26 protein-coding genes are annotated in these 24801 nt (G+C 48.7%); 13 read left to right on the top strand and 13 right to left on the bottom strand.

Annotation, left to right across the window (positions count from 1 at the left end; genetic code table 11):
• Window positions 1-14 precede the first annotated feature (14 nt).
• Window positions 15-641: a metal-binding protein gene (locus H6F90_RS07690; RefSeq protein WP_190551625.1), complete on the top strand. Its 627-nt coding sequence runs from the start codon at window positions 15-17 to the stop codon at window positions 639-641.
• Window positions 642-686: 45 nt separating this feature from the next.
• Window positions 687-1544, top strand: coding sequence for a nucleoside triphosphate pyrophosphohydrolase (gene mazG / locus H6F90_RS07685; protein ID WP_190551623.1), 858 nt, complete (start codon window positions 687-689; stop codon window positions 1542-1544).
• Between the two features lie 16 nt (window positions 1545-1560).
• On the opposite strand, the gene H6F90_RS07680 is transcribed toward mazG, so the two are convergent.
• A complete protein-coding gene (locus H6F90_RS07680) occupies window positions 1561-2469 on the bottom strand; it encodes an ADP-ribosylglycohydrolase family protein (protein WP_190551621.1) in 909 nt (302 codons plus the stop codon).
• Window positions 2470-2761: 292 nt separating this feature from the next.
• Between H6F90_RS07680 and H6F90_RS07675 the strand changes: the two genes are divergently transcribed.
• Window positions 2762-4177, top strand: a complete 1416-nt coding sequence (locus tag H6F90_RS07675; protein ID WP_190551619.1) for a methyl-accepting chemotaxis protein — start codon at window positions 2762-2764, stop codon at window positions 4175-4177.
• 133 nt (window positions 4178-4310) lie between these two features.
• Here H6F90_RS07675 and H6F90_RS07670 read toward each other — a convergent pair whose 3' ends face one another.
• Together H6F90_RS07670 and H6F90_RS07665 are read right to left on the bottom strand one after the other, a co-directional pair.
• Entirely contained in the window at window positions 4311-6353 is a 2043-nt protein-coding gene (locus H6F90_RS07670) for a zinc metalloprotease HtpX (protein ID WP_190551617.1), read from the bottom strand.
• 206 nt (window positions 6354-6559) lie between these two features.
• Window positions 6560-7579, bottom strand: coding sequence for a histone deacetylase (locus tag H6F90_RS07665; protein WP_190551615.1), 1020 nt, complete (start codon window positions 7577-7579; stop codon window positions 6560-6562).
• A 118-nt stretch (window positions 7580-7697) separates the two neighbouring features.
• Here H6F90_RS07665 and H6F90_RS07660 point away from each other — a divergent pair, with 118 nt between their 5' ends.
• Both H6F90_RS07660 and folB read left to right on the top strand, forming a co-directional pair.
• A complete protein-coding gene (locus H6F90_RS07660; protein WP_190551613.1) occupies window positions 7698-9002 on the top strand; it encodes a glutamate-5-semialdehyde dehydrogenase in 1305 nt (434 codons plus the stop codon).
• A 62-nt stretch (window positions 9003-9064) separates the two neighbouring features.
• Window positions 9065-9472: a dihydroneopterin aldolase gene (folB, locus tag H6F90_RS07655; protein WP_370587968.1), complete on the top strand. Its 408-nt coding sequence runs from the start codon at window positions 9065-9067 to the stop codon at window positions 9470-9472.
• Window positions 9473-9763: 291 nt separating this feature from the next.
• Here the strand turns inward: folB and H6F90_RS07650 are convergent, their stop codons facing one another.
• On the bottom strand, window positions 9764-10627 hold the full coding sequence (locus H6F90_RS07650) for a prohibitin family protein (RefSeq protein WP_242016938.1): 864 nt from the start codon (window positions 10625-10627) through the stop codon (window positions 9764-9766).
• 396 nt (window positions 10628-11023) lie between these two features.
• Between H6F90_RS07650 and H6F90_RS07645 the strand changes: the two genes are divergently transcribed.
• Window positions 11024-11431 (top strand): DUF2294 domain-containing protein, encoded by a 408-nt coding sequence (locus tag H6F90_RS07645; protein WP_190436570.1) that lies wholly within the window; start codon window positions 11024-11026, stop codon window positions 11429-11431.
• On the opposite strand, the gene H6F90_RS07640 is transcribed toward H6F90_RS07645, so the two are convergent.
• Window positions 11406-11792, bottom strand: coding sequence for a response regulator (locus tag H6F90_RS07640; RefSeq protein ID WP_313930246.1), 387 nt, complete (start codon window positions 11790-11792; stop codon window positions 11406-11408). The two genes, H6F90_RS07645 and H6F90_RS07640, sit on opposite strands and share 26 nt — an antisense overlap.
• A gap of 690 nt (window positions 11793-12482) precedes the next feature.
• Window positions 12483-12917: a response regulator gene (locus tag H6F90_RS07635; protein WP_242024378.1), complete on the bottom strand. Its 435-nt coding sequence runs from the start codon at window positions 12915-12917 to the stop codon at window positions 12483-12485.
• A gap of 369 nt (window positions 12918-13286) precedes the next feature.
• Between H6F90_RS07635 and H6F90_RS07630 the strand changes: the two genes are divergently transcribed.
• Together H6F90_RS07630 and H6F90_RS07625 are read left to right on the top strand one after the other, a co-directional pair.
• Complete coding sequence (locus tag H6F90_RS07630; RefSeq protein WP_190551612.1) at window positions 13287-13607, top strand: hypothetical protein; 321 nt, start codon at window positions 13287-13289, stop codon at window positions 13605-13607.
• 58 nt (window positions 13608-13665) lie between these two features.
• Window positions 13666-14025 carry a hypothetical protein gene (locus H6F90_RS07625; protein ID WP_190551610.1) on the top strand — a complete coding sequence of 120 codons (360 nt, stop codon included), beginning with the start codon at window positions 13666-13668 and terminating at the stop codon, window positions 14023-14025.
• A gap of 26 nt (window positions 14026-14051) precedes the next feature.
• On the opposite strand, the gene H6F90_RS07620 is transcribed toward H6F90_RS07625, so the two are convergent.
• The 6 genes from H6F90_RS07620 to H6F90_RS07595 all read right to left on the bottom strand — a co-directional run bounded on the left by H6F90_RS07620 (window position 14052) and on the right by H6F90_RS07595 (window position 16709).
• A complete protein-coding gene (locus H6F90_RS07620; protein ID WP_190436582.1) occupies window positions 14052-14498 on the bottom strand; it encodes a hypothetical protein in 447 nt (148 codons plus the stop codon).
• A gap of 83 nt (window positions 14499-14581) precedes the next feature.
• Entirely contained in the window at window positions 14582-15292 is a 711-nt protein-coding gene (locus tag H6F90_RS07615; RefSeq protein WP_190551608.1) for a DUF4230 domain-containing protein, read from the bottom strand.
• 49 nt (window positions 15293-15341) lie between these two features.
• Complete coding sequence (locus H6F90_RS07610; RefSeq protein ID WP_190551606.1) at window positions 15342-15725, bottom strand: hypothetical protein; 384 nt, start codon at window positions 15723-15725, stop codon at window positions 15342-15344.
• A 12-nt stretch (window positions 15726-15737) separates the two neighbouring features.
• Entirely contained in the window at window positions 15738-15932 is a 195-nt protein-coding gene (locus H6F90_RS07605; protein WP_190551604.1) for a hypothetical protein, read from the bottom strand.
• A gap of 49 nt (window positions 15933-15981) precedes the next feature.
• Window positions 15982-16290, bottom strand: coding sequence for a hypothetical protein (locus tag H6F90_RS07600; RefSeq protein ID WP_206756161.1), 309 nt, complete (start codon window positions 16288-16290; stop codon window positions 15982-15984).
• A 200-nt stretch (window positions 16291-16490) separates the two neighbouring features.
• Complete coding sequence (locus H6F90_RS07595; RefSeq protein ID WP_190551600.1) at window positions 16491-16709, bottom strand: hypothetical protein; 219 nt, start codon at window positions 16707-16709, stop codon at window positions 16491-16493.
• A gap of 269 nt (window positions 16710-16978) precedes the next feature.
• Between H6F90_RS07595 and H6F90_RS07590 the strand changes: the two genes are divergently transcribed.
• From H6F90_RS07590 to H6F90_RS07570, 5 genes are all read left to right on the top strand, one after another.
• Complete coding sequence (locus tag H6F90_RS07590; RefSeq protein WP_190551598.1) at window positions 16979-18025, top strand: threo-3-hydroxy-L-aspartate ammonia-lyase; 1047 nt, start codon at window positions 16979-16981, stop codon at window positions 18023-18025.
• A gap of 395 nt (window positions 18026-18420) precedes the next feature.
• The gene (locus H6F90_RS07585) at window positions 18421-18753 is read left to right on the top strand and encodes a hypothetical protein (protein ID WP_190436596.1); all 333 of its coding nucleotides are present in this window, start codon (window positions 18421-18423) and stop codon (window positions 18751-18753) included.
• A 111-nt stretch (window positions 18754-18864) separates the two neighbouring features.
• Window positions 18865-19422 (top strand): hypothetical protein, encoded by a 558-nt coding sequence (locus H6F90_RS07580; protein WP_190551596.1) that lies wholly within the window; start codon window positions 18865-18867, stop codon window positions 19420-19422.
• Window positions 19423-19473: 51 nt separating this feature from the next.
• Window positions 19474-21549, top strand: a complete 2076-nt coding sequence (locus H6F90_RS07575; protein WP_190551594.1) for a dynamin family protein — start codon at window positions 19474-19476, stop codon at window positions 21547-21549.
• 98 nt (window positions 21550-21647) lie between these two features.
• Window positions 21648-23720 carry a dynamin family protein gene (locus tag H6F90_RS07570; RefSeq protein WP_190551592.1) on the top strand — a complete coding sequence of 691 codons (2073 nt, stop codon included), beginning with the start codon at window positions 21648-21650 and terminating at the stop codon, window positions 23718-23720.
• 29 nt (window positions 23721-23749) lie between these two features.
• Here H6F90_RS07570 and H6F90_RS07565 read toward each other — a convergent pair whose 3' ends face one another.
• Window positions 23750-24445: a manganese catalase family protein gene (locus H6F90_RS07565; RefSeq protein ID WP_190551590.1), complete on the bottom strand. Its 696-nt coding sequence runs from the start codon at window positions 24443-24445 to the stop codon at window positions 23750-23752.
• Window positions 24446-24801: the final 356 nt, after the last annotated feature.

Here is a 24801-nt window from a genome sequence, read left to right as displayed (position 1 = left end):
CGTACTTTACTTCCATGCCCTCTGGTCGAACCCACGATCGCATTACCCTGTGGAGCTTGCCATTAGTGGCAGGTCTGACCTATGGGCGAACTCAAAGTAGCAACCTCACCTTACTAGTGGCGGGTGGATTTTTGTTTGGGGGACTGATGTTTGGTCCTGACCTCGACATTTACTCGCGGCAATATCAACGCTGGGGCTGGCTGCGATGGATATGGTTGCCCTATCGCAAAATGATGCGGCATCGTTCCTTTTGGTCTCATGGGCCTGTAGTCGGCACAGCGCTACGCCTGCTTTATTTGGCGACTTGGTTGAGTGCTTTGAGCTTAGTCGGAGTGGCGATCGCCCTTGCCCTCGGCTACCCCGTCCCCGACTGGCCTACTGCGGCTGATTTGGCTCAACAGTCAGTTTTGCAGTACAGCCCAGAAGTGATGGCCCTGTGCTTGGGCCTAGAACTGGGGGCGCTGAGTCATTCCTGTAGCGATTGGCTGAGTTCTACTTACAAATCGACTCACAAACGCTACAAAACTCAGGGTTGGAAAGGACTGTTTTACTCCAAGCCTAAAAAGCGTCAACGAAAATCAGCTCCTCGCGCCAAACCTCAGTCTAGGATCATGCCTACGAAACCACAGCCTCGAAACTAGATTGATTAAGGTAAAGATTAAAGTAAATAGTCTTGGTTTTTCTCCATGTCACACCCAGAGGGACAAGTTCCGCTTCCGACTACTGCTGCCCTAACTGCTTTGCAACAACTGATCGAGGTGGTGGCTAAATTGCGATCGCCCGATGGGGGTTGTCCCTGGGACTTAGCCCAAACTCCTGAGACTCTAATTCCTTATGTGATTGAGGAAGCCTACGAAACCGTAGATGCCATTCGCAGTGGTGATCAGAAGGCGATCGCGGAAGAATTAGGAGATCTCCTGCTGCAAGTGGTTCTGCAAGCCCAGATTGCCAGCGAGCAAGGGCAGTTTAACTTAACCGAAGTCGCCCAAGGCATTAGTGAGAAGTTGATTCGTCGCCATCCTCATGTCTTTGGGGATGTGGAAGTTGCCAGTGTGGAAGAGGTACGGCAAAACTGGGAGCAAATTAAAGATCAAGAAAAAGGAGCCACAACTCAGCCTCCCCTCCTCAGCCAAAAACTCAGCAACTATGCTCGGAGCCTACCGCCTCTAATGGCAGCGATGAAAATCTCTCAGAAAGCTGCAGGAGCTGGGTTTGAGTGGGATAGCATTGACGGCGTGTGGGATAAATTCCACGAAGAACTGGCTGAGTTGCAAGAAGCACTCCAAGGAGAGGACAAAGCGCACCAAGAATCAGAGCTGGGGGACTTGTTGTTCACGATCGTCAATATCGCTCGCTGGCAAGGATTAGACCCAGCGGAAGCCCTACAAGGCACGAATCGCCGTTTTATTCAGCGGTTTGTGCAGGTTGAAGCCCTGTGCGATCGCCCCTTAACCGACTACAGTCTGGAAGAATTAGAAGCGTTCTGGCAACAAGCAAAAGCTAAGTTAGGCCACACTCAACCGACGACTCTGTCAGAGCCATAACTAGCTTGGCAAAGTTTTACGTTTCCTCAAACGGCCAATTGGGTAAAGGTTCCCTCGCCGTGAGCCAAGCGGCAGGAATACTTTCTACCCCGCTATAGGCTGCAACAATTCCACCTACGATCGCACAAGTTGTATCAACGTCACCAAAACCCCGTGAGGTCAGCCAAAGGGCTGCTTCATAGTTGTCAAGGTGTGTCGCTGCACACCATAGGGCAAACGGAACCGTGTCTTGAGCAGAAATACGGCTACCATTGCCTAACACCGCAACTGCCTTCAAAACTTTGGTGTCTGCTGGTAAATCCAACGCTTTTTGAACTAGCGATCGCACTTCGCTAGGAGGCACCAACGACAAAACTTGGGTCAAAAATTCAGTACGAGTAGGACAACCATTCATCCGAAATCGCCAAGCCCAAGCAGTTGTCACAGCCACCGCGATCGCGCCTGCAATTGCTTCCGGATGAGTATGAGTCACAACAGCCGAGCGTTTTGCCTGCTCAACTACAGCGTCTAAGTCATCGGCAAAATAAGCGCCTAGAGGAGCAACTCGCATGGCAGCTCCGTTCCCAAAAGACCCCTGACCTTGAAACAGACTAGCAGCCAAAGCTTGCCAAGATTGACCTGAACGGATTTTTGCTAGCATGTCACCCATTGCTCGGCCATATCCTCGTTTGGCATCGTAATGCTGAGCAAAGCTGGCAACTAGCGCATCTGGCTGAATCTCACCATATCGGCGCAGGATAGCCACAACTGAGAGGGCCATTTGGGTATCGTCAGTGAATGACCAAGATGGTGCGGGTAGTATCTGAAATTGTTTCCACTTAGTCTCAATCTTCGAGTCACGAAAGAAATTCTCACCGAATGCATCTCCGACGGACAGCCCTACCAAAGCGTCTTGAGCTCGGCCTAGTCGGTCACTGTTTTGCATTCACCCCTCCTGTGGATGTTGTTTAATTTGCTTAATTTTTGACTTCTATTTCAAAATCATTGCAAGCGGTTACTAAGGCTGCGATCGCTCAGTATTTCCTCGGTGAAAGCAGCTAATTTTCTTTTTTAATGAACACTTAATCGGACTGAGCTATGAAATTTTGTAATCAGATTCGAGCTTGAGAAACACTAGTGGGATAGCTAAGAAAAGATAATTCGAGGCTCTATCGATGTCTATACATCACGTCAGAATTATCAATCTTTGAAGCTCTTTAAAGCATCCTATAGAAAACATGATTGATTTTAGCCGCCTCAAGCTTAGAGAACGCATTTTGTTGGGTTATGGAGTGCCATTAGTCCTTACATTTGCAGCGACCGGGGTAGTAGTTGCTAATGCTAGACATGTAATCGAGCAAAGCCGCATCACAGAAGTAGGTGCCCACATTGTTCAAGAGTGTGACCGTTTAGCAATGACTCTGTATAAACGTCAGACTCATGCGCGTGGGTATCTTTTGACTCGAAATGATATCTTTGCCAAAGCCTATGAAGCAAGTGTCCAAGACTATGAGGAAAGAATAGCTACTTTAGAAAAAGTAATTGCTGTTTCGGGTGAGGACCAGGTTGAGCGCCTGCAAAGATTAAAGGTTTTAGGCAAAGAGATTTCAAAGATTAATAGAAGTCTGATTAGTCTGGTAGAGGCTGGCAAAGTCAAGGAAGCTGGTCAAGAGATGGTGAATGGTCGCATCTTAGGGCTGATTGACGAGGCTGGAGGAATCCTGAATGACCTAACTGAGCATGAAGATGAGTTGCAAGCCGAAAGAGTGAAGGCATCGGAGGAAGCCATGCGATCGCTCATTGTGATGGCTGTGGTAGGCGCGATCGCGGCGAGTTTGCTGGCAATCGTGATGGGACTATTCATTTCATCCCGCATCACTCAAACGATTAATCAGATTGTCTCAGTGGTAGCTAGCTCCTCCACAGAAATTGCCGCAGCCGTAGAACAGCAAGAAAAAACGGTTTCTCAACAAGCGGTTTCTGTGAACCAAACCACAGCAGCAATGGATCAACTGAGCGTCGCTTCTCAGCAATCCGCTGAGCAGGCAGAGTCAGCCGCTACAGGAGCACGCCAAGTGTTGGTTTTGGTCAATGGTCAGCAAGATCAGCAAGCCCGCAACAACGGCGACAGCCTGAGAGCAAAAGTGGGTCAAATTGCCGAACAGATTTTATATCTGAGTGAGCAAACCAACCAAATTGGCACAATTTCTACCTTGGTGAGTGATCTGGCGAATCAGACCAACATGCTAGCGCTGAATGCTGCTGTCGAAGCTTCACGTGCCGGAGACCAAGGAAAAGGATTTGCTGTAATTGCGACAGAAATCCGCAAACTTGCCGACCAAAGCCGCAAGTCAGCCGATCGCATTGGTACTCTCGTGACCGATATTCAAAACGCTACCAACTCTACAGTGATGGTGACGGATGAAGGCACCAAAACCGTTGAGAGCATTGTGGCTGCGGTCAATAATATTTCCTTAAGTAACCAACAGATTTTTTTAACTTCTAAGCAACAGGCGATCGCGATTCAGCAAGTAGTGGATGCCATGACTGCGATCAACCAAGGAGCTAGCCAAACCGCAAGTGGCATCGGACAAACTAGAGTGAGCACGCGGCAGTTGAGTGAAGCAACTCTGACGCTCAAAGCAGTGGTGTGATGGAGAGCGCTGCTTTGAGCAGTAAAAAGCGGGTAGCAAAAAGGGCGCAAGCGACGCGCCCCTCTATCAAGATTAATAATCAACAGAAATTTCAACAGGAACAGGAAACAGAAAAGGGGCGATCGCGCCACTTCTAGAACACGACTGGCACGACAATGGCAGCAATAATGGCTCCAGCCCCCAAAATGCACTGCCAGAAACGATGGTAGCTATCGACCGTTTTGCCACCCACTGTCTTGAGTTGGGCTAAGTCTACCCAGGGCATAATGCTGCGGCGGAACCAACCTGTCGCGCTCACTTGCGAACCCAGCAATTCTTGAACTTGGTTGGCCCCAAACATGAAGTTGCCCAAAGGTCCAAAGCGAGAAGCGTAGTGGACATACATCATGCCTGTAGGGTCTTGCAGCTTCAGGTCAGAACCAAACTTATAACCCGCATCACCGCGACCAATCAACTCGCCGCTGAGTTTCACGGGGCGACCGCGCAGTGGGCTAGCATAAGGATCAGACATTAAGCTCATCACATCACTCGCTTGAGCGCGGCTGAAATCTGGGAACGCCACCATCATCTTGACCAAGATACCCAAACCCAAACCGAGCAAGCCGAGAGATACTAAAACTTTCCAGCCAGCCAGCGACATCAGCGCCAAACCAATCACTAGACCGAGCGCCAAGCCAATGAACTCAGCACCGTACAACAAGAGATCAAGGGCAAAGTTGCCATAGAGCTTGTTCTTATTCAGGGTGCGACTTTCAGCGACCACCCGCGCCATATCGAACTCAGTTTCTAAACCCAACTGTTCGGCGTAGGTGCTCAAGGCTCGGACTCGTTTCCCGGTCAGAGGGTGGGTGGAACTTAATTCCATCAACCAGCCCCAGGGATTAAACATATCCCACAAAAAGACGCGGCCAATTTTTTCTGGTGAGGAGGCAACTCGGTAAGCTGTGCCGACTGAGCTAGCCGCTTTCGGGTCGTAAATTCCTAGCGCCCGCGTACCTTCGATTAACTTGCTGGGTTCCTTAGCTCTTTGGCCTTCTTCTAAAATCCCGTAAGCAATTTTGACCAAGGCGCGAGAGAGGGCATTAGGGTTGCCTGTCGTTTCAGCCGCGAAGTGGTCGGCAAAGTATTCTCTGGTACGAGAGAGATACAAAACTAGATAGGTGCCGATCAGGTAAAAGATGTAAGCGGCGATCGCGGCAGTTCCCATTGCGTCTTTGAGTTTGTTGTCGCCACCGCCACGGCTCATGCGACGAGCAAAGCTATAGATCAAATAGGTAATCTGCACCAACGTAGCGGCAACGGTCATCACCGCAAAGTCCCAATGGACGATGTGCCCTAGCTCGTGGGCATACACCGTGGCAACTTCGTCATCGTCGAGGTAGGTGAACAAGCCTTGGCTGACGACTAAGCGGGCACTGTTAGGCAAGGAGCCGTAGGTAAAAGCAGTGGGATTTTCGTCGTTGATGATGCCAAGGCGGGGTTGCTTCAGTTTTTTCTGGGCACAAACTTGCTGAATTACCCGCGCTGCTTCTGGGCTATGCCTCGCTACTTCTGGCAGAGAAACCCAGCGAGTGCCGTAGAACCAACCTTGGATCGAGTCCATAAACCAAGGCGCAATAAAGAAAGCCAGCAGATTAAAAACGAGGGTGAATGCAACCGCGATCGCGAAGCCAACTCCCGGTTGATCGCTACCCAGAATAAACACCAGGCTCAAGGCTAAGACAAACACCATGCCAAACAGCAAGGAGATCGTCACCCCGGAAGCCAGCGCTAAACTGCCACCAATCCCCGACATGGCTAGCTTGGCTCCTGCCTTAGCCGCCCGGTTTAGTTTGCCAGTAGGTGTAGGCTGAGTTTCTAAAGCCGCAGTTCGAGGAGTTGCCTTAGTAGGCTGAGCGGGCGTTGCAGTGGAGAGTGTCTGGAGAGTTTGCTTGGCCCAAGTGTGAACCTGAGGGTTTTCGTGCAGCGACAACTGCTGGCAGAGCGCGATCGCCTTCTCCGGTTGCCCTACACGTTGATACGCTTTCACTAACCACATCTGAGCTTGCAATAGTTCTTTTGATTCCGCTAAAGAACTATTGCGACAGAAAGTTTCTAATAAGTTGATAGCTTCCGAGTAGCGCCCTTGTTTTAGAGCGTCTATTCCAGCCTGGAGCGCTCCCGATTGGGATGACATAAGGATTCTCCGTAGAGAAAGAGGGGATTAAAGGGCACAAAAGCTTTGGGTTAATTCAGCAGCCCGTGCAGTTGATCTTTTGATACCCACAGATCCAATTTTTCTACGCAGAAATCCGCAAAAGTACACGCAATCTTTAAGCAATTTGGCTGAGACGCATGACCCTTTTAGCATCCGTTCACAAAAGCAGGTTGGTAGGGGTGGGTTTAGCTATAGCTCGCTAAGGTTTTTACATGACTCACAGCTGAGGCGATCGTGATGGGTAACTTGTAGCCACCTCCGTGATTAGACAGCACTGGGCAGTTGGCTTTTTTTGCCACCTCTAAAACTGCTTCAGTCAGCGCTGCAAAATCTGCTTCCGTCCAGCCTGTAGTTTCTTTGCCACAGTCATCCCGATGCGAGTCATATCCAGAGAAAATCAAAATTAAATCGGGAGTCCAAGGAACTTGGTCCAACGCAGACTGAAAGGCAGATAGGCTCTCGTTGACTCGGTAGAACTGACCCGTCAGCCCCATCTTGGGCGGGAAGTCATCGGCGAATCGGGCAGGTAGCAGAGGAATATTGCAATGCCCCACGGCTTCGGCAGCTGTCGTGGTGCCACGTTTCAAATCTGAAGCTTTGGCCATGTACAGGTCGATCGCGCTATGAATGCTAAGGCAATATACGCTGCGATCGCCACTAAAAATAGATTGCGTGCCATCGCCATGATGAATATCCCAATCCACAATCAGGATTTTCTCAAAGCCTTGCTCTTGCGCATATTTCGCCGCTGCGGCTAAAGGGTTGAGCAAGCAATAGCCATGCCCCCAGTTTGCATGAGCATGATGGCCAACCAAGCTAAAGCAGTAAGCCCGCTCTAAGTTGCCTTGTTTCATTTGGGCGATCGCCTCAAACAAGCCACCCAGCCCGTAAGCATAACCAGGCAGACAATGCTCCAGTCCCCAACAACCACCTAGAAGATGGGGCATCTCCAAGTTGAACTTCTCTAGCGGCTTCTCCGCTGCCATCAGTACTAGTTGCTGCAAATACTCTCTAGTGTGGACTCGCAAGTATTCACTATATTTCACTCGTCTGACTGGCAGTGTTGGATAGTCAGAGAGGCTTTTTTCAAGTTCTTGCCGAACCTTGCTGTAGTGCGGAAATGAATAGCCTTTGAACGGAATCAAATGACTCGGCTTAGACGTTTGGCAAGTCTGCGGGTGAAGGTAGGTGGCGAATTTAGGCATAGAGGTTTAGGAGAAAAAGCGAGAGAAATGATGGATAGACAGCATTCACCGTTAGGATTTAAAGGACAAGTCGAGATTTGCTAAACTTTGGCTTGCTTGTGGCTTTCTATCTAAACCTATGATCGCGTCTCAAGTTGCTTCTCTGTCTCTTCCCGATCTGGCTCGGCAAACCCGTCAAGCTGCGCGTAAGTTAGCGACCTTGCCAGCCGAGGCGAAAAATCAAGCGATTGAAGCGATCGCCCAAGCCTTAGAAACTGCCGCTCCAGAAATTTTGGCTGCTAATGCTGCCGACTGCGAAGCTGCTCAAGTTGCAGGCATTAGCAGTTCTCTCTATGCTCGCTTAAAGCTGGATGAAAGCAAACTAAAAGCCGCGATCGCCGGAGTCAGAGATGTGGGTCGCTTAGCCGATCCGGTAGGACAGGTGCAAATTCACCGCGAACTCGACCAAGGCTTGGTGATGAAGCGGGTTTCTTGCCCGTTGGGTGCGTTGGGCGTAATTTTTGAAGCTCGTCCCGATGCGGTGATGCAGATTTCCTCACTGGCGATCAAGTCTGGGAATGGCGTGATCCTCAAAGGCGGCCAAGAAGCGGTACGCTCCTGCGAAGCCCTCGTGAAAGCGATTCATACAGGTTTAGCTCAGACCGAAATTGATCCTGCTGTAGTGCAACTCTTGACCACTCGCGAAGAAACCTTAGAGTTGTTAAAACTCGATCAATATGTAGATTTGATTATCCCTAGAGGTTCCAATTCTTTTGTGCGTTTCGTCCAAGACAACACGCGGATTCCAGTCTTAGGACATGCCGATGGTATTTGCCACTTGTATGTGGATAAAGGAGCCGATATCCGTAAGGCTGTGGCGATCGCCGTTGACTCTAAAACTCAGTATCCTGCCGCTTGCAATGCGATCGAGACATTACTAGTTCACAAAGATATTGCTTCTGAGTTCTTGCTAGAAGCGAGCTCTGCGCTCCAAGCCAAAAATGTAGAACTGCGCGGAGACGATCGTACCAGAGCCATTTTGAATATTGCGGCTGCGACTGAAGCCGACTGGTCTACGGAGTACAGCGATCTGATTCTGTCGATTAAAGTCGTAGATGACTTAACCATCGCGATCGACCATATCAATACCTATGGCTCGCGGCATACCGAAGCGATCGCCACAGAAGACCCCAAAGCTGCGGCTCAGTTTCTCGCTGAAGTCGATGCGGCAGGCGTATACCAAAACTGCTCGACTCGCTTTGCCGATGGTTTCCGCTATGGCTTCGGGGCTGAAGTGGGCATTAGCACCCAGAAAATGCCACCTCGCGGCCCTGTCGGTCTGGAAGGATTGGTAACTTACAAGTATGAGATCACCGGAGATGGGCACATTGCGGCTACCTACGCTGGCCCCAACGCTAAACCTTTTACCCACCGGGATCTATAGCAACCCATCTCTCTAGCCACACATAACTGAGGGCGATCGCAATTCGCCCCTACAGAGTCACTTTGGTTTCAACTGCCTTACTGCTGAATCGACACATGGACTGCATTCAACTGACGGGAATTCGCGCTTACGGTTACACAGGCTTTTTGCCAGAAGAACAGGTTTTGGGCCAATGGTTTGAAGTGGATTTAACCTTGTGGCTGGACTTGTCTAAATCGGGGACTAGCGATCGCATTGAAGACACCTTGGACTACCGCAACGCTATCGAAACGGTGAAGCAACTGATTAAAACCAGCAAATTCTCTTTGGTGGAGAGATTAGCCAGTGCGATCGCAGAAGAGCTTCTGCGATTACCTGCCCATCCCGATCAACCCGTCGTGGAGCAAGTCCGAGTGCAGTTGTCTAAACCTGCTGCCCCCATTCCCGATTTTGGTGGCAGAATTACCATCGATATTACCCGTACTCGTTAGCAATCCTCATCCAAACCCACTCAAAACAGAAACTCCACCTCCGTGCATGCCGCTACAAAAGGTGGAGCTATAAAACCCAGTTAGGAGGTATCTTAAAAACCAAGGTAGCCCTAGAAATCTAGACTTTTCCTGACTTTTAACAAGTTCTTAAGCTATTAGGTTGAGGTAAGTCTGCTTTGGTGGCGATTGCTACCATTTAACTGATCACGTTTAACTGATCACGCCTCTTAAAGGTCAATGCTGTTGATCCATGCGTTACGGCTGCGCCTAACACGCGCTACCCGATACGGCCTAACGACGTTGGTTTAAGGTCGCAGGATCGATATTGACTAGCGGCAGAGTGCCATTGCCACCCATGACAGTCGGAAAGCGGCCATCCCATTTTTCGATCGCCTGCTGCTGCAATAGCTCTGACGTTAAAGTCAGTCGTTGCAATCGCTGAGCTTCTGCTTGGCCTTTAGCGCGGTTCACAGCGGCCTCTGCGTCTTGCTTGGCCCGAAGTGCGGTGAATTCTGCTTGTTTCGCCTCTTGCTCAGCAATTTGCTTCGCTTCGATCGCTTTGTTGAACTCTGGCGAGAACCCAAAGTTGACCAACGAAACGTCATCAACCAAGAGGCCGTAAGATGCCAACCGTTTCTTCAACTGGTCATCAATTTCGCCTTTTAGCTCGGTGCGCTTGGTAAGAATCTCTTCAACGTTCTTCTTGGCAGTCGCGGCTTTCACTACTTCAGAAACCGCAGGCGTAATAATGCCGCTGACAATTTGCTCTTTATTACCAATTCGTTGATAGACCGTATTAACTTGTGCCGGATCGATATGCCAGTTGATGGCTACTTCCGTGGTGACATCTTGTAAATCCTTGGAAGCGGCACGGGCATTAATGTCGTCCTTCTGTACTCGGACACTCATTTTCTTTACCGAGGTCAGAACTGGCATTACTGGGTGGATGCCTTCATCTAACACTTGATTTTGGACTTTGCCAAAGTGCATCACCACGCCTCGCTCCCCAGCGTTGACGATGACAAAGGGGCGAAAAAGCACTGCTCCTAGGAGAAGGGTCACTCCCCCAGCAATGTAGAGAGCCGTATTAGCAGATGGTAGGGGTGGCATTCCGCGTGAGTTGGGTAATGCAGACCGAGTTGACTTTCCAGTCATGAGAGTTGCTCTAAATTTTGAGTTCTTTAAGTAGAAGCGGGTCACTTCTTACCTAACAAAGTGCCCTTGTTTACTTCAACAGTTGCGATCGCTTTGATTCCGCAGAAACTTTGTACATCACAAATCCAACTTAAGGCGCTGCTAGCTGCCACTTAATGGCTCAGAGCAAACTTTCGTTCCGTGCTGAAAGTTAAAAACCGCACTGCTGATTCGTAGGAAGTATCAAATAAAAAACAACTACCTAAGTAGGTAAATTTTATTAGGAATAAGAAAGGTAAAAACGCTCGTGTGGTAAATTAATGAAAAGAAATCATTCCTAATAAAGCTCCAACAAGGTTTGCACAGATTTACATCGCTAAATCTCAAACCTTTCATTCCTTGGTTACCCTTTCGTCTATGACAGCTACCCCTACCCGTGGGCAACTAGAACGCACTCTCTCGCAGCGGATTCAAGCGCTCTATCGCGAGCAGCTTGGGCATCAGCCTAGTAAAGTAACCTGCCAACTGTTTGATGAGAAATTAGCGATCGTTCTAGAAGACTCCATCACCCCTCCCGAGCAGTTGTTGGCGAACAGTGGTCAAGAAGAACTCGCTAAACAAGTCCGGGCGGATCTATCTAAAGCCATCGAGCCGCAATTGAGGGAGTTGATTAAGGAGGTGCTGGGGGTTGAGGTGCTAGATTTACTCAGCGACGGCAAAATCGATACTGGACGAACTGGCACGATTGCCGTTTTAGGAGCAACGCCCACCGTTCGTGATCCAGCTTCTACCCCTAAAGCTAAAAGGCAGGGGGAGGAGAACTAAGATAGCGGTGAATCAGCTCTTCTAGGTCATCAACCATGTAGGGCTTGCTGATGTAATCGTTGCAACCCGCTTCTAGAAGGCGATCGCGATCTTCTTTTCTTGCCATTGCTGTGACTGCAATAACCGGAATCCTCAGGGTTTCGGGATTTCGTCTTAAGCAGCGTACGATTTCTGCACCGTCGAGATCAGGGAGCATTACATCTAACAAAATTAGATCTGGCAACTGCTCTTCAGCCATACTCAAAGCCATTAAGCCATTCGTTGCAGTAATGAACGAATAGTTTCCTAAACTCAGGACTTGGCTAATGAGTAACAAATTGTCCTCATCATCATCAACCGCCAAAATCAATGGTTGTTTCACACAATTTGGCTGATCGGTTTCCAGGAAACATTTCAAATCCATATCCTGCCTCTGGGACGAAACGAGCGCACCTGCGATCCCTAACAGAAGCTTGGACGAGGCATTTCCGAAGCGGCAATTTGGCGCTTACTTGTGGCGAACTGGCTCGTAGCTATTTAGTCAGGTTGAACGCTCTAGATTTTCTCGATAAAGCATGAATCAACCATTTACAAGATTTCTTGGTTCTTGATTCTACAAGAGATTCGTAAATAAACCGAACTTTCTGAGACGAAATAATACTGAGTGTAACTGTCTTTAATGTAGTTTTGGACCTCACTGGATTCAAATGTTGCATTACTTTAAGACAGTCTTTCAATAAGAGCTGGCTCAGTTGATAAATCCAATGATGAAGCCAACTTTTATAGATGCCTTATAAAGTCATCGTCACCCCAAGCTGAGCAAACGAGGCATTCTCCCAGCGACCACGAGCAAATATTGAGAATGGCTCGGAATTAAAACCACAAGGTTGACAACTTACTTGATTAGATTGAAGCAAGTTGTGAAGCTTCTGACAAAAACTACTAGCACTTAAACGGAGTCTAAGGTCAAATCTTAGTTGATTTCGCGAAAAAACTGAACAGTTTGCTTAAAAGCTTAGCTCTCAGCCTTTTTTCGGCTGAATTCTTTTGTTTCTACGACTTATCTGACAAACTAGCTAGCTTGGTAAAAACCAATCTGGTTTAGCGTGCGATAGATTAAACCTTCTAGGCCCTCTAGAGTATAGGGCTTGCTAATGTAGTCATCCCAGCCTAGCTGCAAGATTTGTTCTCGGTCTTCTACTCTAGCCAGAGCCGTTACGGCAATGACGGGAATTGCCTGAGTTTGAGGATGTTGTTTGAGTTGTTGAATGACTTCAACGCCGCTGATATCTCGCAAGACAACATCCAACAAAATCAGATCGGGTTGGTATCTCTTAGCTAAGTTGAGGACCGTTTGACCTTGCAAAGTGTTGATACAAGCAAAGCCGAACACCTTCAGAATCTGGGAGAGAAGCAACAAGCTATCCTCATCGTCATCCACTACCAAGATTAGAGGCTGTTTCACCCAAAGATGTTGGTGCTTATGGCGGAAGGACTCCATGTTCATGGGCGATTCGTCAATGATTTGTCATGAGCTTAGTGATTCTGAGAGAAATCCGGGTACTGTCTGCACCCAAAGCGCCAAATTTCATCTCAGTCTAATACAAATCATCGGAAATCTAAATAATTTCTTAAGGATTTTTGCTTGAGGTGATCTATGCTGTACTCTAAGAAACTTTTTTTTCAGCAGAGTAGATAAAATGTTTGGCTTGAGTCTGGCTCTAAGCCAATTGGCGGAATCATTCGAGGCGATCGCTTTCTAGCCAAAGGTGGAGGTTAGGTTTTATGAGGACGTGTTACATTCGTTAATAATACTTAATAGATACTAAGTAGTATTGCCCTTGCTCAAGTTCTTGATACCGTAACTTCTGCCCTTATGTTGCCAATAGTTGTTAACGAAGAGCTAGTCCACCGCTTCAATTTCTATCTCCATACTTCTGTCAAACAAGGGATGCGTCATCAAGACGAGCTGTATGCCCTTGCTCAGGAATTTAGCCAAACGGCTCGGCTAACGGCTTATCAAAAGGCTTGTGAACTGGTAGAGCAGGGAGTTCCAGTTGTGGTTACTGCCTCCAGCGTAGGATATGCCGTTTGGGTCAGCTTGCGATCGCTAACCCAAGTTCCCGAAAAAACGACTCGTCAGCCTAAGCCCACTCTCTCTAGGCTGCCTTCGAGGCTGGAGCTTTGCTCAGCTTAACCCTTTAGCTGGCTGGCGTTCAGCTACCTCTACCCTTGCAACTACGGTTCCCTAAACAATGAAAATTCGGATTTCTTCAGAGTTGTCTGACGCAGATTTATATGCAATTTGCGAGGCTGCGGATGTGCTGGCCTGTGAGTGCCCCAGCTATTTAGTCCGTCTGGTGCAAGAGGTAAGAGCTTTTCGTCAATATACGACTGACTGTATCCAGCAGTTTCCAGAAGATGCTACGACTCATCACTGGCTAACGGGTCGAGCCAAGCAGGTGGAAAGTCTGCTGTGTCAAACGATTGTGGAACTGTTGCAGAAAGAAAATCTGATTGATGAGCAGAATCAGGTTTGTCTAACTCAGCTTTCCGATCGCTCACGGTCTTTAGCATTAGCAGGGTATCAACCTGAAGTGCGCCTAGCAAGTTAACCTGAGCAGGCAGCGATAATCGAGAGCTAACTCCACTGACTCAAGTACTGATTGAGCTGTTGCTCGATTTGCTGTAGGTGTGCCTCGCCGTTGACTAGACTTTGCTCGTAACATTGCGGGGGTGTAGGTTCTGGTTTGAACTGGATTAGCTTAAACTCAAACCCTTTGCCAGTCCCCAAACCGAGGATTAAAACTTCTTCCTCAGGTTGATTAGCATCAATAATTCCGAGAATTTCTTGAATTTGGTTATCTACTTTGCGGTTGAGTTCGGCGATCGCGGCAACAGAGCAAAATACCAGATGGGGAGTCGGTTGAAAGTCAACTCCTAAAACTCCTGGCTCCGCCTCCGAGTGTTGCGCTAGTCCCCAAGCCAAGGCCGCTAATTCTGGTTTGTGCGATTCAACAAATAGTTCTAGCTGCTGCCGCCAACTTTGCTCAGTGGGGTCGAGTTTGGAGCTGAAAAATTCTGGCATTGTATTGGTTCCTTTCCAGATGGTTGCACACAGCAAAAGCGGGACTGCCAATGATTTTAGATGGAAGTGGTACCCGTAGCATTTTAGGTTGCGGCACAGGCTGCTGGTAGAGGTGGCTGAGTTGTAACTACAACTTGCGAGTACCCAGTGGTGCGAAGGAGCTGGCTAACCACTTGCTGAGCGCGATCGCTGGCTTTTTGCAATATTCCTTCTTGGCAAGCAGTGGCCACAATTTTTTTCAGGGCTTGTTTCTCTGCTAAGGTTTGTAGATTTGGCGCGACATCTGGCCCTAACCCTAAAAGACCGCGATCGTAGTCGTACACTTGCGATCGCGTCACATCAATTTTGGCATCAAGGATACGCGGAGGCGGCAGGTGGATTTGGATGATGTTGCCATTAATAACCACGTCTTGGGGTTGTAGCTGTCCTAAATCAACCCCTGCTCGCACTTCACCATAGGCAATGTACAGCAGCTTGGTAGTTCCGACCACAAACCCTGCCAACTCGCGATTTTGATGCGTCGGTACAATGGCTTCCATCGTAAAGACTGTGGTACTCAGCTCACTCACGCCTTGAATTTGCCGCAACGCTACCGATCGCACATCCACTTGGGGCGCAGTTTCAGTCGGTCGCCACAGGGCTTGTAAATCAAGCCAAAACTGCTGCCCAGAACGCCAAACTCCCAACAACATAATTAGGGCTATAAGGGCGATCGCGCCGGTTGACATCCAAATTAGTTGATACAGAAACCCATTTTTGTGAGTCGGCGATTGCTGAGGATGTGCGTCTCTCATGGTCCACAGTTGTAGGTTTGCCTAACTAGATCTTAGGTGGGAACTGCGGTCAGCGCGATCGTGGGGCAGGGTCAGCTTTTTCCAAACGAGTTATGCGAGCTTCAACATTCGTCACTCGCTCTTTTAACTCAATTAGCAAGGTTGCTAGGCGGTCCAAAATGGGTGTAGTTGCAGGAGTTGGCCTGGGTGGTGTAATAGCAGGCGCCGCAGGACGACTAGGCTCAGGTAGGCGGGTGCCAGAACGACTTAAACTGTAGATTTGAGCCTCTAGACGGCTGATCTCAGCTCGGAGTTGATAGCCATCTGACTCTAACCGGGCCAATCGAGATTCTAGTAGTGCTGTGGATTGAGCCGCCAAACGTCCTGGCAACAGCACTAACCCTACGATGACTAAACCAGTAAAACCTAGGATTTTCAGCCAGTGACGATTCATAGAAGTTGCCTCCTAAATAGATTCGGGATTGACCTCAGGAGGCAAGTCTGGAGCAGGAGGTTCGGGTTCAGGGTCTGAGTTAGGCTCAGGCTGTGGTTCAGGAGTCGGAGCCGTCGTTTCAGGCTCCGATTCCGGCAGAGGTGTTAAATCAGGTCCAGGCTCGGGGCTGGTTTGAATCTGTCTGGGGGACGTGAGGGAAGCAGCCATACAAGTACCTATCAGTAGTATGGTCAACAGGGGAAACCCTAGCGATCGCTTAGCTGCCAGATCGCTCTAGGGGAGCTTGATTCGTTTGGGGCATAGGTGCTGTAAAAGCTAAGTTCCAAGTAGAAGTCACTCCTAGCATGCAAACACCCGCAACCAGCCACGCTAAGGCTACCTCAATGCGATTAGGTTTAGAGGCCAGAGTGGTGGTCGAAGCCGCGATCGCCAGTTGCATAATGGGGGGCTTGTGGTCAGACAACTCTAAGGATTCAGGTTCGGTATAAGGCTCTAGCGCTTGTCTGTAGGCGGGAGAAATGAGGGGACGAGGGCTAACTGCAAGCTTGTTTTCCGAAGGGGACACAGGGAACATATAAAACAGGGATTTAATAGAAGCTATTTTTAGATTTAACTTGAAGGCAAGTAGCCTAGCCTCCTTCAAGTGAGACATGTTCAGCCTTACCCAGTCTCTATCACAGGCATAGTACGAGGTGTCAAAATAATGTTGTTAGCGACACTCCCGATAGAGACCCTGCAAGTGCTGCCTGAAAAATTTAGACCACCTCATTGGCCTGGCTGCTGTTGTTGCTTTTCTGGGTCAATTTGCTCTCGCTCTGACGCTTTCTGCTGAGCATCTTGAGCGGCATTTTTAGCTTTATTCACTGGAGGTAAGCCTGGTGTCGTTGCTTGCGGCGGTTCACTCTCAGTTGCACACCCAATCGTCAATACCACGAACACTAAAGCGATCGCTCCGTGTCTCAATCTGTGTACAAGCTTGGGCATCCTGCTCCCCTAGAACCAGAACCTAGCTTTAGCATACCCATTAACTGGCCTTCAGTGGATCTATCTAGGTATCGAGGACAAATCACATCTACTTGTGATGATCTTAAGGCATCCTTATATGGGTCAGTCGTGCCACAGTGGAGATGCCATTGCTAAGCTGTTTAGCTGAGCCTGATTAGCTGAACCTGAGACGATCGCCACTAGCAGGTAACCTTCATTCAACTGGTTGTAGAAACTACCGCAATCCCGGTATAACTCATTCCGAACCGATGGCAACCCCTGACTCACCTACCCCGCTCGGGCCTTTGTTAGTCACCTATGACGACATTGCTAGCGCTGCTCAAAGGCTAATGGGCCAAGCAACACGGACTCCTGTAATCACTTCGCAAACTGTCAACCAACGCACTCAGAGCCAAGTTTTCTTTAAATGCGAAAACTTTCAACGCACAGGCTCATTCAAGTTTCGAGGAGCCTATAACGCTCTGGCCCAACTGACAAAAACCCAGAAAAAGCAAGGTGTTTTGGCGTACTCCTCTGGAAACCATGCTCAAGCGATCGCCCTAGCGGGAAAAATCTTAGAGATTCCCACGACGATTGTGATGCCAGAAGATTCGCCAGCGGTGAAGCAAGCAGCCACGCGAGAGTATGGGGCAGAAGTAGTGCTTTACAACCGCCAAGCCACTTCACGCGAAGAGTTGAGCCAAAGCTTAGTTCGCGATCGCGGCCTCACCTTAATTCCTCCATTCGATCATCCTCAGGTTGTGGCAGGACAAGGGACTACTGCGAAGGAACTGATTGACGAAGTGGGACCACTGGATCTCCTGTTGGTGTGTTGTGGCGGTGGAGGATTGCTGTCTGGTTGCGCGATCGCAGCTCAAGCTCTCTCCCCTCAGTGCCAAGTGATTGGGGTAGAACCTGCCCGCGCCGACGATGCTACTCGCTCTTTTTATACCCGCACTCTGCAAACAGTTCACAACCCGGATACAGTAGCCGATGGAGCCAGGACTCCTGCTTTAGGCCAGGTGACGTTTCCCTTAGTTTTGCACTATGTCCATGACATGGTGACAGTTTCAGAAATAGCAATTTTACGAACCATGTTTTGGCTCTGGGAACGTCTCAAGATTGTGGTGGAACCCACAGGAGCGCTAGCCGCTGCGGCCTTGCTAGAGGGAGTGGTCTCTGTCCCTAATGCTCGCATTGGTGTGATCATCAGTGGCGGCAATGTAGACCTGAGCCAAGTAGGGCAACTGATGGCTAAGGTGAGAAAAAAGCCCAAGTCAGAAAAACCCTTACCCCTAGCCAGAGAGCTGAGTTAAACGGCTCAGTGAGTGCTTTTCCATCTTCAGTCCAGCAATTTTTTTCTATGAGTAGAGATCGGAAAAATCGCTCAGATGGGAGGGCGATCGCGCGGATATAAATCAGGAGATAGAAATTAGGAGAAGCATTATGGGTCTGGATAGAGCGCACCACCATGCGACCACATCCGATTCCAGAGGCATTGTTACAGGGGTTTCAAGATCAAAATGCAATCGCCTAAGTGATCTTAAAGATTTGGTTAAGTAACATCCCCCTTTAGAATGAAAATTTTTAATTTAGTCTAGGCAGTGCCCGGTCGGGAAGGCTAAGGTTGTGGAGCAGTTCCTTGCCTGCTTCAGATCCAAACCTGGGTTAGGCATCTATTCACTCCACCCCGTCAGGACTTTCACTACCCATGAACCCTAGCAGTAACCCAGAAGAAGAATTGCGACGGCGAGAAAAAGAGTTGCGAGAGCGAGAACATGCCTTGCGGCTCCGGGAGCTAGAAGCTGAAATCAATCAAACACATCAGCCCCCTCTCTATGAAACCGCGAAACACCAGCCATCTAAAAAGTCATTGCAGCAATGGTCCAAGCAGCTGGTGAATGTGGCTCAGTTTATGGGCATCGCAGTTGCGGTGATCATCACGATTCGGATTGCAACCTGGCTCACGGGGGTGGTGATTGTGGGAGGAGTAGCTTGGGTCGCGTACAAACTGTTTTTTGAAAGCGATCGCGCTAGACGTTGAAAATAGCTACGTTTCGAGCCAGCAGCGACTAGACAAGAATTAATCGAGACGTTCCCTCTCTAAAGCTACTTTTACAACGCCCTCTTCCTCCCCTTCATAGGGGTTTTACCCATGAAAAACTGGCCTGCTTGGATTCCGGTACCGAGTGCATGGGTGAGCGCTGTACTGTTGGTTTTGCTAACGGGTAGCCTTGCTTTTGCAGTGAAACTAATTTGGCAAATGGGCTATTTTATGGCTCGATTCCTGCCACCTGTGGCAATCTCCTTTGGCGTGTTGGCGCTGCTCTCTCCCATTGTGATCATTGCGATTTTTCATCATTTATTACACCTATTTCTCGATCGCTTCTTTCCCGAAACGCGATCGCCTGAAATGGAGCCCAATTTAGGGTTTTTTCCCAGCCTCATGAGTTGGTGGGAAGGCGTGATGGGATGGTCAGCCATTCTATTAGCGACTTTGGCAACCATTGGGATTGTGGGCCCCTTCTTGCCCACTTGGCGATCGCTTTACCCCTTATATTCCATGTTTTTAGCTTGGGATAAAACTCACTATTTATTCACGATTCCGACAGTAGTTTGGGTGATTGCGGCTGCCTACATTTATCACTTCGAGCATGTAGTTCGTCATCATCTGATTGCAGTTGGGGCAGCAAATCGAGCAAATCGACGTTAAACCAAGATTCCATTTAGGTATTAAGTTATTTCCTTAATTGAGGCAGGATTCATGAGCGTCAAAGTTGAGGCGGAAGGTTTGTTACTCGATCTAGATCGAGTTGCCAGAGTGCGGCATCAAATGGCTCAGCATTTAGACAATATTTCGGGAGCCTTGAGTAGAGCTGAGGTGGAGAGTAGCCAAGCTTCTGGCAAGCTGGAGTTAGACGGAGAGATTCAAGATTTAAACCTCACTAGCCAGAACTTGCGCCAAGGTGTGTTCCGCCTGCTAGTTTTGGGAGATATCAAGCGGGGTAAAAGCACATTGCTCAACGCCTTGATTGGCGAGAACCTGCTGCCCAGCGATGTCAGTCCTTGCACTGCTCTGCTGACTGTATTGCGCTATGGCCCGGAAAAGCAAGTTACAGTCTACTTCAAAGGCGATCGCCCGCCTGAGCGCTTAGACTTCACCAGCTTTAGGCAAAAGTACACAATAGATCCGAGCGAAGCCAAACAGCTAGAGGAAGTCAAGCAACTCGCTTTTCCCCAGGTCAGCCATGCTGTGGTGGAATATCCCTTACCCTTCCTAGAAAAGGGTGTGGAGATTGTTGATAGTCCTGGACTAAATGACACCGAAGCACGCAACGAATTGTCGCTTAGCTACATCAACAATTGCCATGCGGTTCTGTTTGTCTTCCGAGCTTCCCAGCCCTGCACCCTGGACGAACGCCGCTATTTAGAAAATTATCTCAAAGACCGAGGGCTCACCGTTTTCTTCTTGATTAATGCTTGGGACGAAATTCGTAAAAGCTTAGTTGACTTGGATGATGCCGAGGAACTGCGAGAGGCAGAAGCCAAGCTACGGCAGGTGTTTCGCACGAACTTAGCGGAGTATTGCCGCGTCGATGGTCAAGATCTGTATAACCAGCGCGTCTTTGAACTGTCCTCACTTGATGCTCTGCGTCGCCGCCTCAAAGATGCTGCCGACCCGCTAACCGGAACAGGTTTCCTGGAATTTGAAGCCGCGCTTAGTCGCTTCTTGACTCAGGAACGTGCTGTGGCAGAGCTGCGCCAAGCGACGACCCTGGCTCGTCAAGCCTATAACCATGCTCACGAAGCGATCGCTCGTCGTATCCCCTTGCTCGATCAGGATGTGCAGGAACTCAAGGAACGCCTGAAGTCTGTGGAGCCAGAATTTGCCAAACTGAATGAGATTCGCGATCAGTTCCAAGCGGAAATCCGAGAGCTACGCGATCGCAAAGCCAAGGAGATTGCGACTGATTTCTGCTCCTATATTCTCAATTTAGGCACCACGTTCGACACTGATTTCTTGCGCTATCAACCAGACATTAGTTTTTGGGATTTTCTCTCTCAGGGACGGCGAGAGGAGTTTAATGCTGCTTGTCGGCAAGCGTTTGAGCGTTACATCAACGAAAAGATTGTAGCTTGGCAACGTACGGCTGAGCAGGAAATCAGCGCTGCCTTTGCTGAGCTGGGTAGAAGTGCTGCCAGCTATGGCACTGATTACAACCGCATCACCGACACCATCACTGAGAAGTTAATTGGGCAAACCATCTACACAGGCAACGCTTCATCAGAAAATAACTCTCCGACTTGGGCGAGATGGGCGATGGGATTCTTCTCCCTAACATCGGGCAATATTGCTGGGGTGTTTCTGGCGGGAGCAGGGTTTGATTGGAAAAACATCCTGGTCAACTATATTGCGGTGATTGGTATTACCAGCTTTCTAGCGCTGTTTACAGGTGCCTTTATTGGGCCGATTGGTATTATGTTGGTCGGTTTAGGGATTGGTGCTTTGCAACTGGATCAAGCTCGCCAAGAGTTTGTTAAAGCTACGAAAAAAGAGTTCGTCAAACATCTTCCTGATATCGCTCGTGATCAATGGAACCCAATCAATCAACTGATCAAAGATTGCTTTGATGCTTATGAGCGAGAAGTAATGAAGCGGATCAATGATGATATTCAAGCACGCAGAGCTGAACTGGACAATTTAGTAGCGCAGAAGGAATCCCATGAGATTAATCGAGAAGCGGAAGCCAAGCGTTTACAAGCCTTAGACGCAGAAGTATTGTCCGAAATCCGTACCGTTGAATCAGTTTATAACTCCATGTTGCTTCTATCCGTTTAGCTGTGATCAACGATTAGGGATATGCCAATTCCTGACTGGCTGGCGATCGCGTCTACTTTTAATTGCTCATTTCGCTCCACTAAAAAACATCAACAACCATGAGTGCCAAAATTGAAGCGACAGGATTTCTCAACGATTTAGATCGCGTGGCTCAAGTGCGATCGCAGGTCGCTAACTCTTTGGGCCGCATGGTCGATACCCTGAAACAATCCGAGTTAGAGGGAGCCACTAGTTCGGGGCAACTCGGTCTAGAACGTGATATCGAAGATCTCGCTGTAGCCAGCAAAAACTTGCAGCAAGGCGTATTTCGGCTGTTGGTATTGGGTGACATGAAGCGAGGCAAGAGTACCTTCCTGAATGCGCTGATCGGAGAAAACCTGTTACCTAGTGATGTCAATCCTTGTACCGCGATTCTCACGGTGTTGCGCTACGGGCTGGAGAAGAAAGTGACAGTGCACTTCAATGACGGCACTCGTCCAGAAAAGCTCGACTTCAAAACTTTTAAGCAGCGCTACACAATTGATCCAGGAGAAGCCAAAGAACTAGAACAACAGAAAAAACAAGCCTTTCCCAATATCGATTGCGCGATCGTGGAATACCCACTTCCTCTACTGCAACGCGGGGTGGAAATTGTGGACAGTCCGGGGTTGAACGACACGGAAGCACGCAATGAGTTATCTCTCGGATACATCAACAACTGCCATGCGATTCTATTTGTCTTACGGGCTTCTCAACCTTGTACGTTGGGTGAACGCCGCTACCTAGAAAACTACATCAAGGGCCGAGGTCTGACGGTTTTCTTCCTGGTGAATGCTTGGGACCAGGTGCGGGAAAGCTTGATTGACCCTGATGATACTGAAGAATTAGAAGAGGCCGAAACCAAATTACGGCGTGTTTTCAAAGCCAACCTAGCAGAATATTGTGTGGCTGATGGCTATGACATCTACGAAGAACGGGTATTTGAGTTATCTTCGCTCAAAGCCCTGCGCTTGAGAGTCAAGAATCCAGACGCTGCTCTCGCTGGTACAGGCTTCCCAGAGTTTATGGGAGCGCTAAATATCTTTTTAACTCAGGAACGAGCCATTTCTGAGTTGCGGCAAGCCAGAACTCTGGCTCGACAGGCGGCAACTCATGTGGGAGAAGCGATCGCTCGGCGCATTCCCTTGCTCGACCAGGATGTGAATGAACTGAAACAGCGGATTAACTCAGTAGAACCAGAGTTTGTCAAACTCACCGAAATTCGCGACCAGTTCCAAGATGAGATCCGCAACTTGAGAGATCGTCGAGCCAGAGCGATCGCAGATTCTTTCCGCACCTATGTGTTGAACCTGGAGCATACCTTTGAGCAAGACTTTTTGCAGTACCAACCGAATCTGCAATTCATGGACTTTTTTAGCCAAGGCAAGCGAGAAGCATTTGCAGCACAGCTAGAGAAATCCTTTCAGCAATATGTCAATGACAAGTTCTGTGCCTGGAGCCTCACCGTTCAAAAGGATATGGAAGCTGCCTTTACCCAACTCTCCAGCAGGGCTGCGAACTATGGTGCCTCTTATACCCAAGTCACCGACCAAATCACGGCTAAGTTAACTGGGCAAAAGATCCAGACTCGCGCTAGTGCCTCTACTGAGGATGATTCTCCGGCTTGGGCGAAGTGGGCAATGGGTTTAGTTTCTCTCGCCAGAGGCAATTTGGCGGGCGTGGCGATGGCGGGCGCAGGCTTCGATTGGCAAAATATTTTGCTCAACTTCCTGACTGTGACCAGCATTGCCGTGGTAGCGTCGTCTATGTTCGGTATTATGCTCGGTCCCTTGTGGCTGGGCTTAATTGGCTTAGGAATGGGAATGGCGCAAGCCGATCAATCCCGCAAAGAATTGGTAAAAGCCACGAAGAAAGAGCTGGTGAAACACTTGCCCCAGGTGGCTCAAGAGCAATGGCAACCCATTTACAGTGCGATTCAAGAATGTTTTGATTCCTACGAGCGCGAGGTGATTAAACGCATCAACGACGATATTCAGTCGCGTAAAGCTGAGCTAGAAAACCTCTTGCAACAAAAAACATCTCATGAAATTAATCGTGAGAATGAGATCAACCGCCTCAAAGGAATTGAAAAATCTGTCCTCTCTGACAGTCAAAACGTTGAGACGGCTTATCAAAACTTACTCAGGGTTTGAGCGCGATCGCGCTTTCCCGTTCTTCTGACTTATTTAGCAGAAGTATTTAGCGGATCAGCCACATATTGGAAGGTAGGCTCAGAGTTCCAGGGGCCACGTTCGTCTGGCTTATCTCCATCCGTCGATAAGTTGAAGTAGAGTGCTACCGTCTCATCTGGCTGGATGTTGCCAAACATCGGATCAGTGAGTTTGCCCATAGAATCTAGCGCTTTCATAAACATCTGCGTGTGCGAAATTTCGCGTGTCAACAGATGAACGAGGGTTTTTTTGGTTCCTTCATCGGTACATAACTTGATCAACTCTTCGTAGGTTTGACGAGCACCCGCTTCTGCGGCAATATTTGCTCTCAAGTCACGCACCACATCTCCGCCTTCGTTCAAGTAGCTAGCAGTCCAGTTATTTCCTTGACTATCTAGAAAATGAGGCCCCTTACCGCGTACTGCAAAGAGCGTACTCTTGTACGCTTCTGTTTGGTCCACATCTTTTGTATGAACTTCAATCAGTTTGCCTACCATTTCGAGGTGGCTAAATTCCTCGATCGCGATGTCTTGTAACATGTCTCGAATCCCGGCATTCTCCACATGGAAAGACTGCACCCAGTACTGCAAGGCGGCTGAGAGTTCTCCGGTGGCTCCACCAAATTGCTCTAGCATCAACTGAGCAAACCGAGGATCGGGCTCATTAACTTGAACTGTATGAATGGGTTCTTTTTTATGAAAAAACATAATCTTGGCCTCAGGCTCCTAATAAATTCGGTGCAATGAAATTAAGAGATATCTCAAAATTCACTGTGGATTTTCACAATCCTGCGTTCAGCTTAGGAGGCCTTACAGATTCATTCGTACCGCTGGAGGTATAGTTAATCGAAATAATTGATTTTCCTAAAGGGAGTATAAATACTCCCCTGAGCGCACTCTCTCCCCTTTTTTTGACAAAATTTTCAGCCAAAATTCCCTTCAAATTCTGAGCAAAAATATCACTTTAAGACAAGTATTGATGAGGCTCTTTGCGATCGCTTCCACAGACGCTCCTACAGACGCTTCTACAGGCATTTCTAGACAAATTTTTTGAGATTGATATC

The sequence above is a fragment of the Trichocoleus sp. FACHB-591 genome, assembly GCF_014695845.1.
In the GTDB taxonomy this organism is placed as follows: Bacteria; Cyanobacteriota; Cyanobacteriia; order FACHB-46; family FACHB-46; genus Trichocoleus.
The sequence above is the reverse complement of the archived record's forward strand: the minus strand, read 5'-3'. Positions and strand labels throughout refer to the sequence as shown.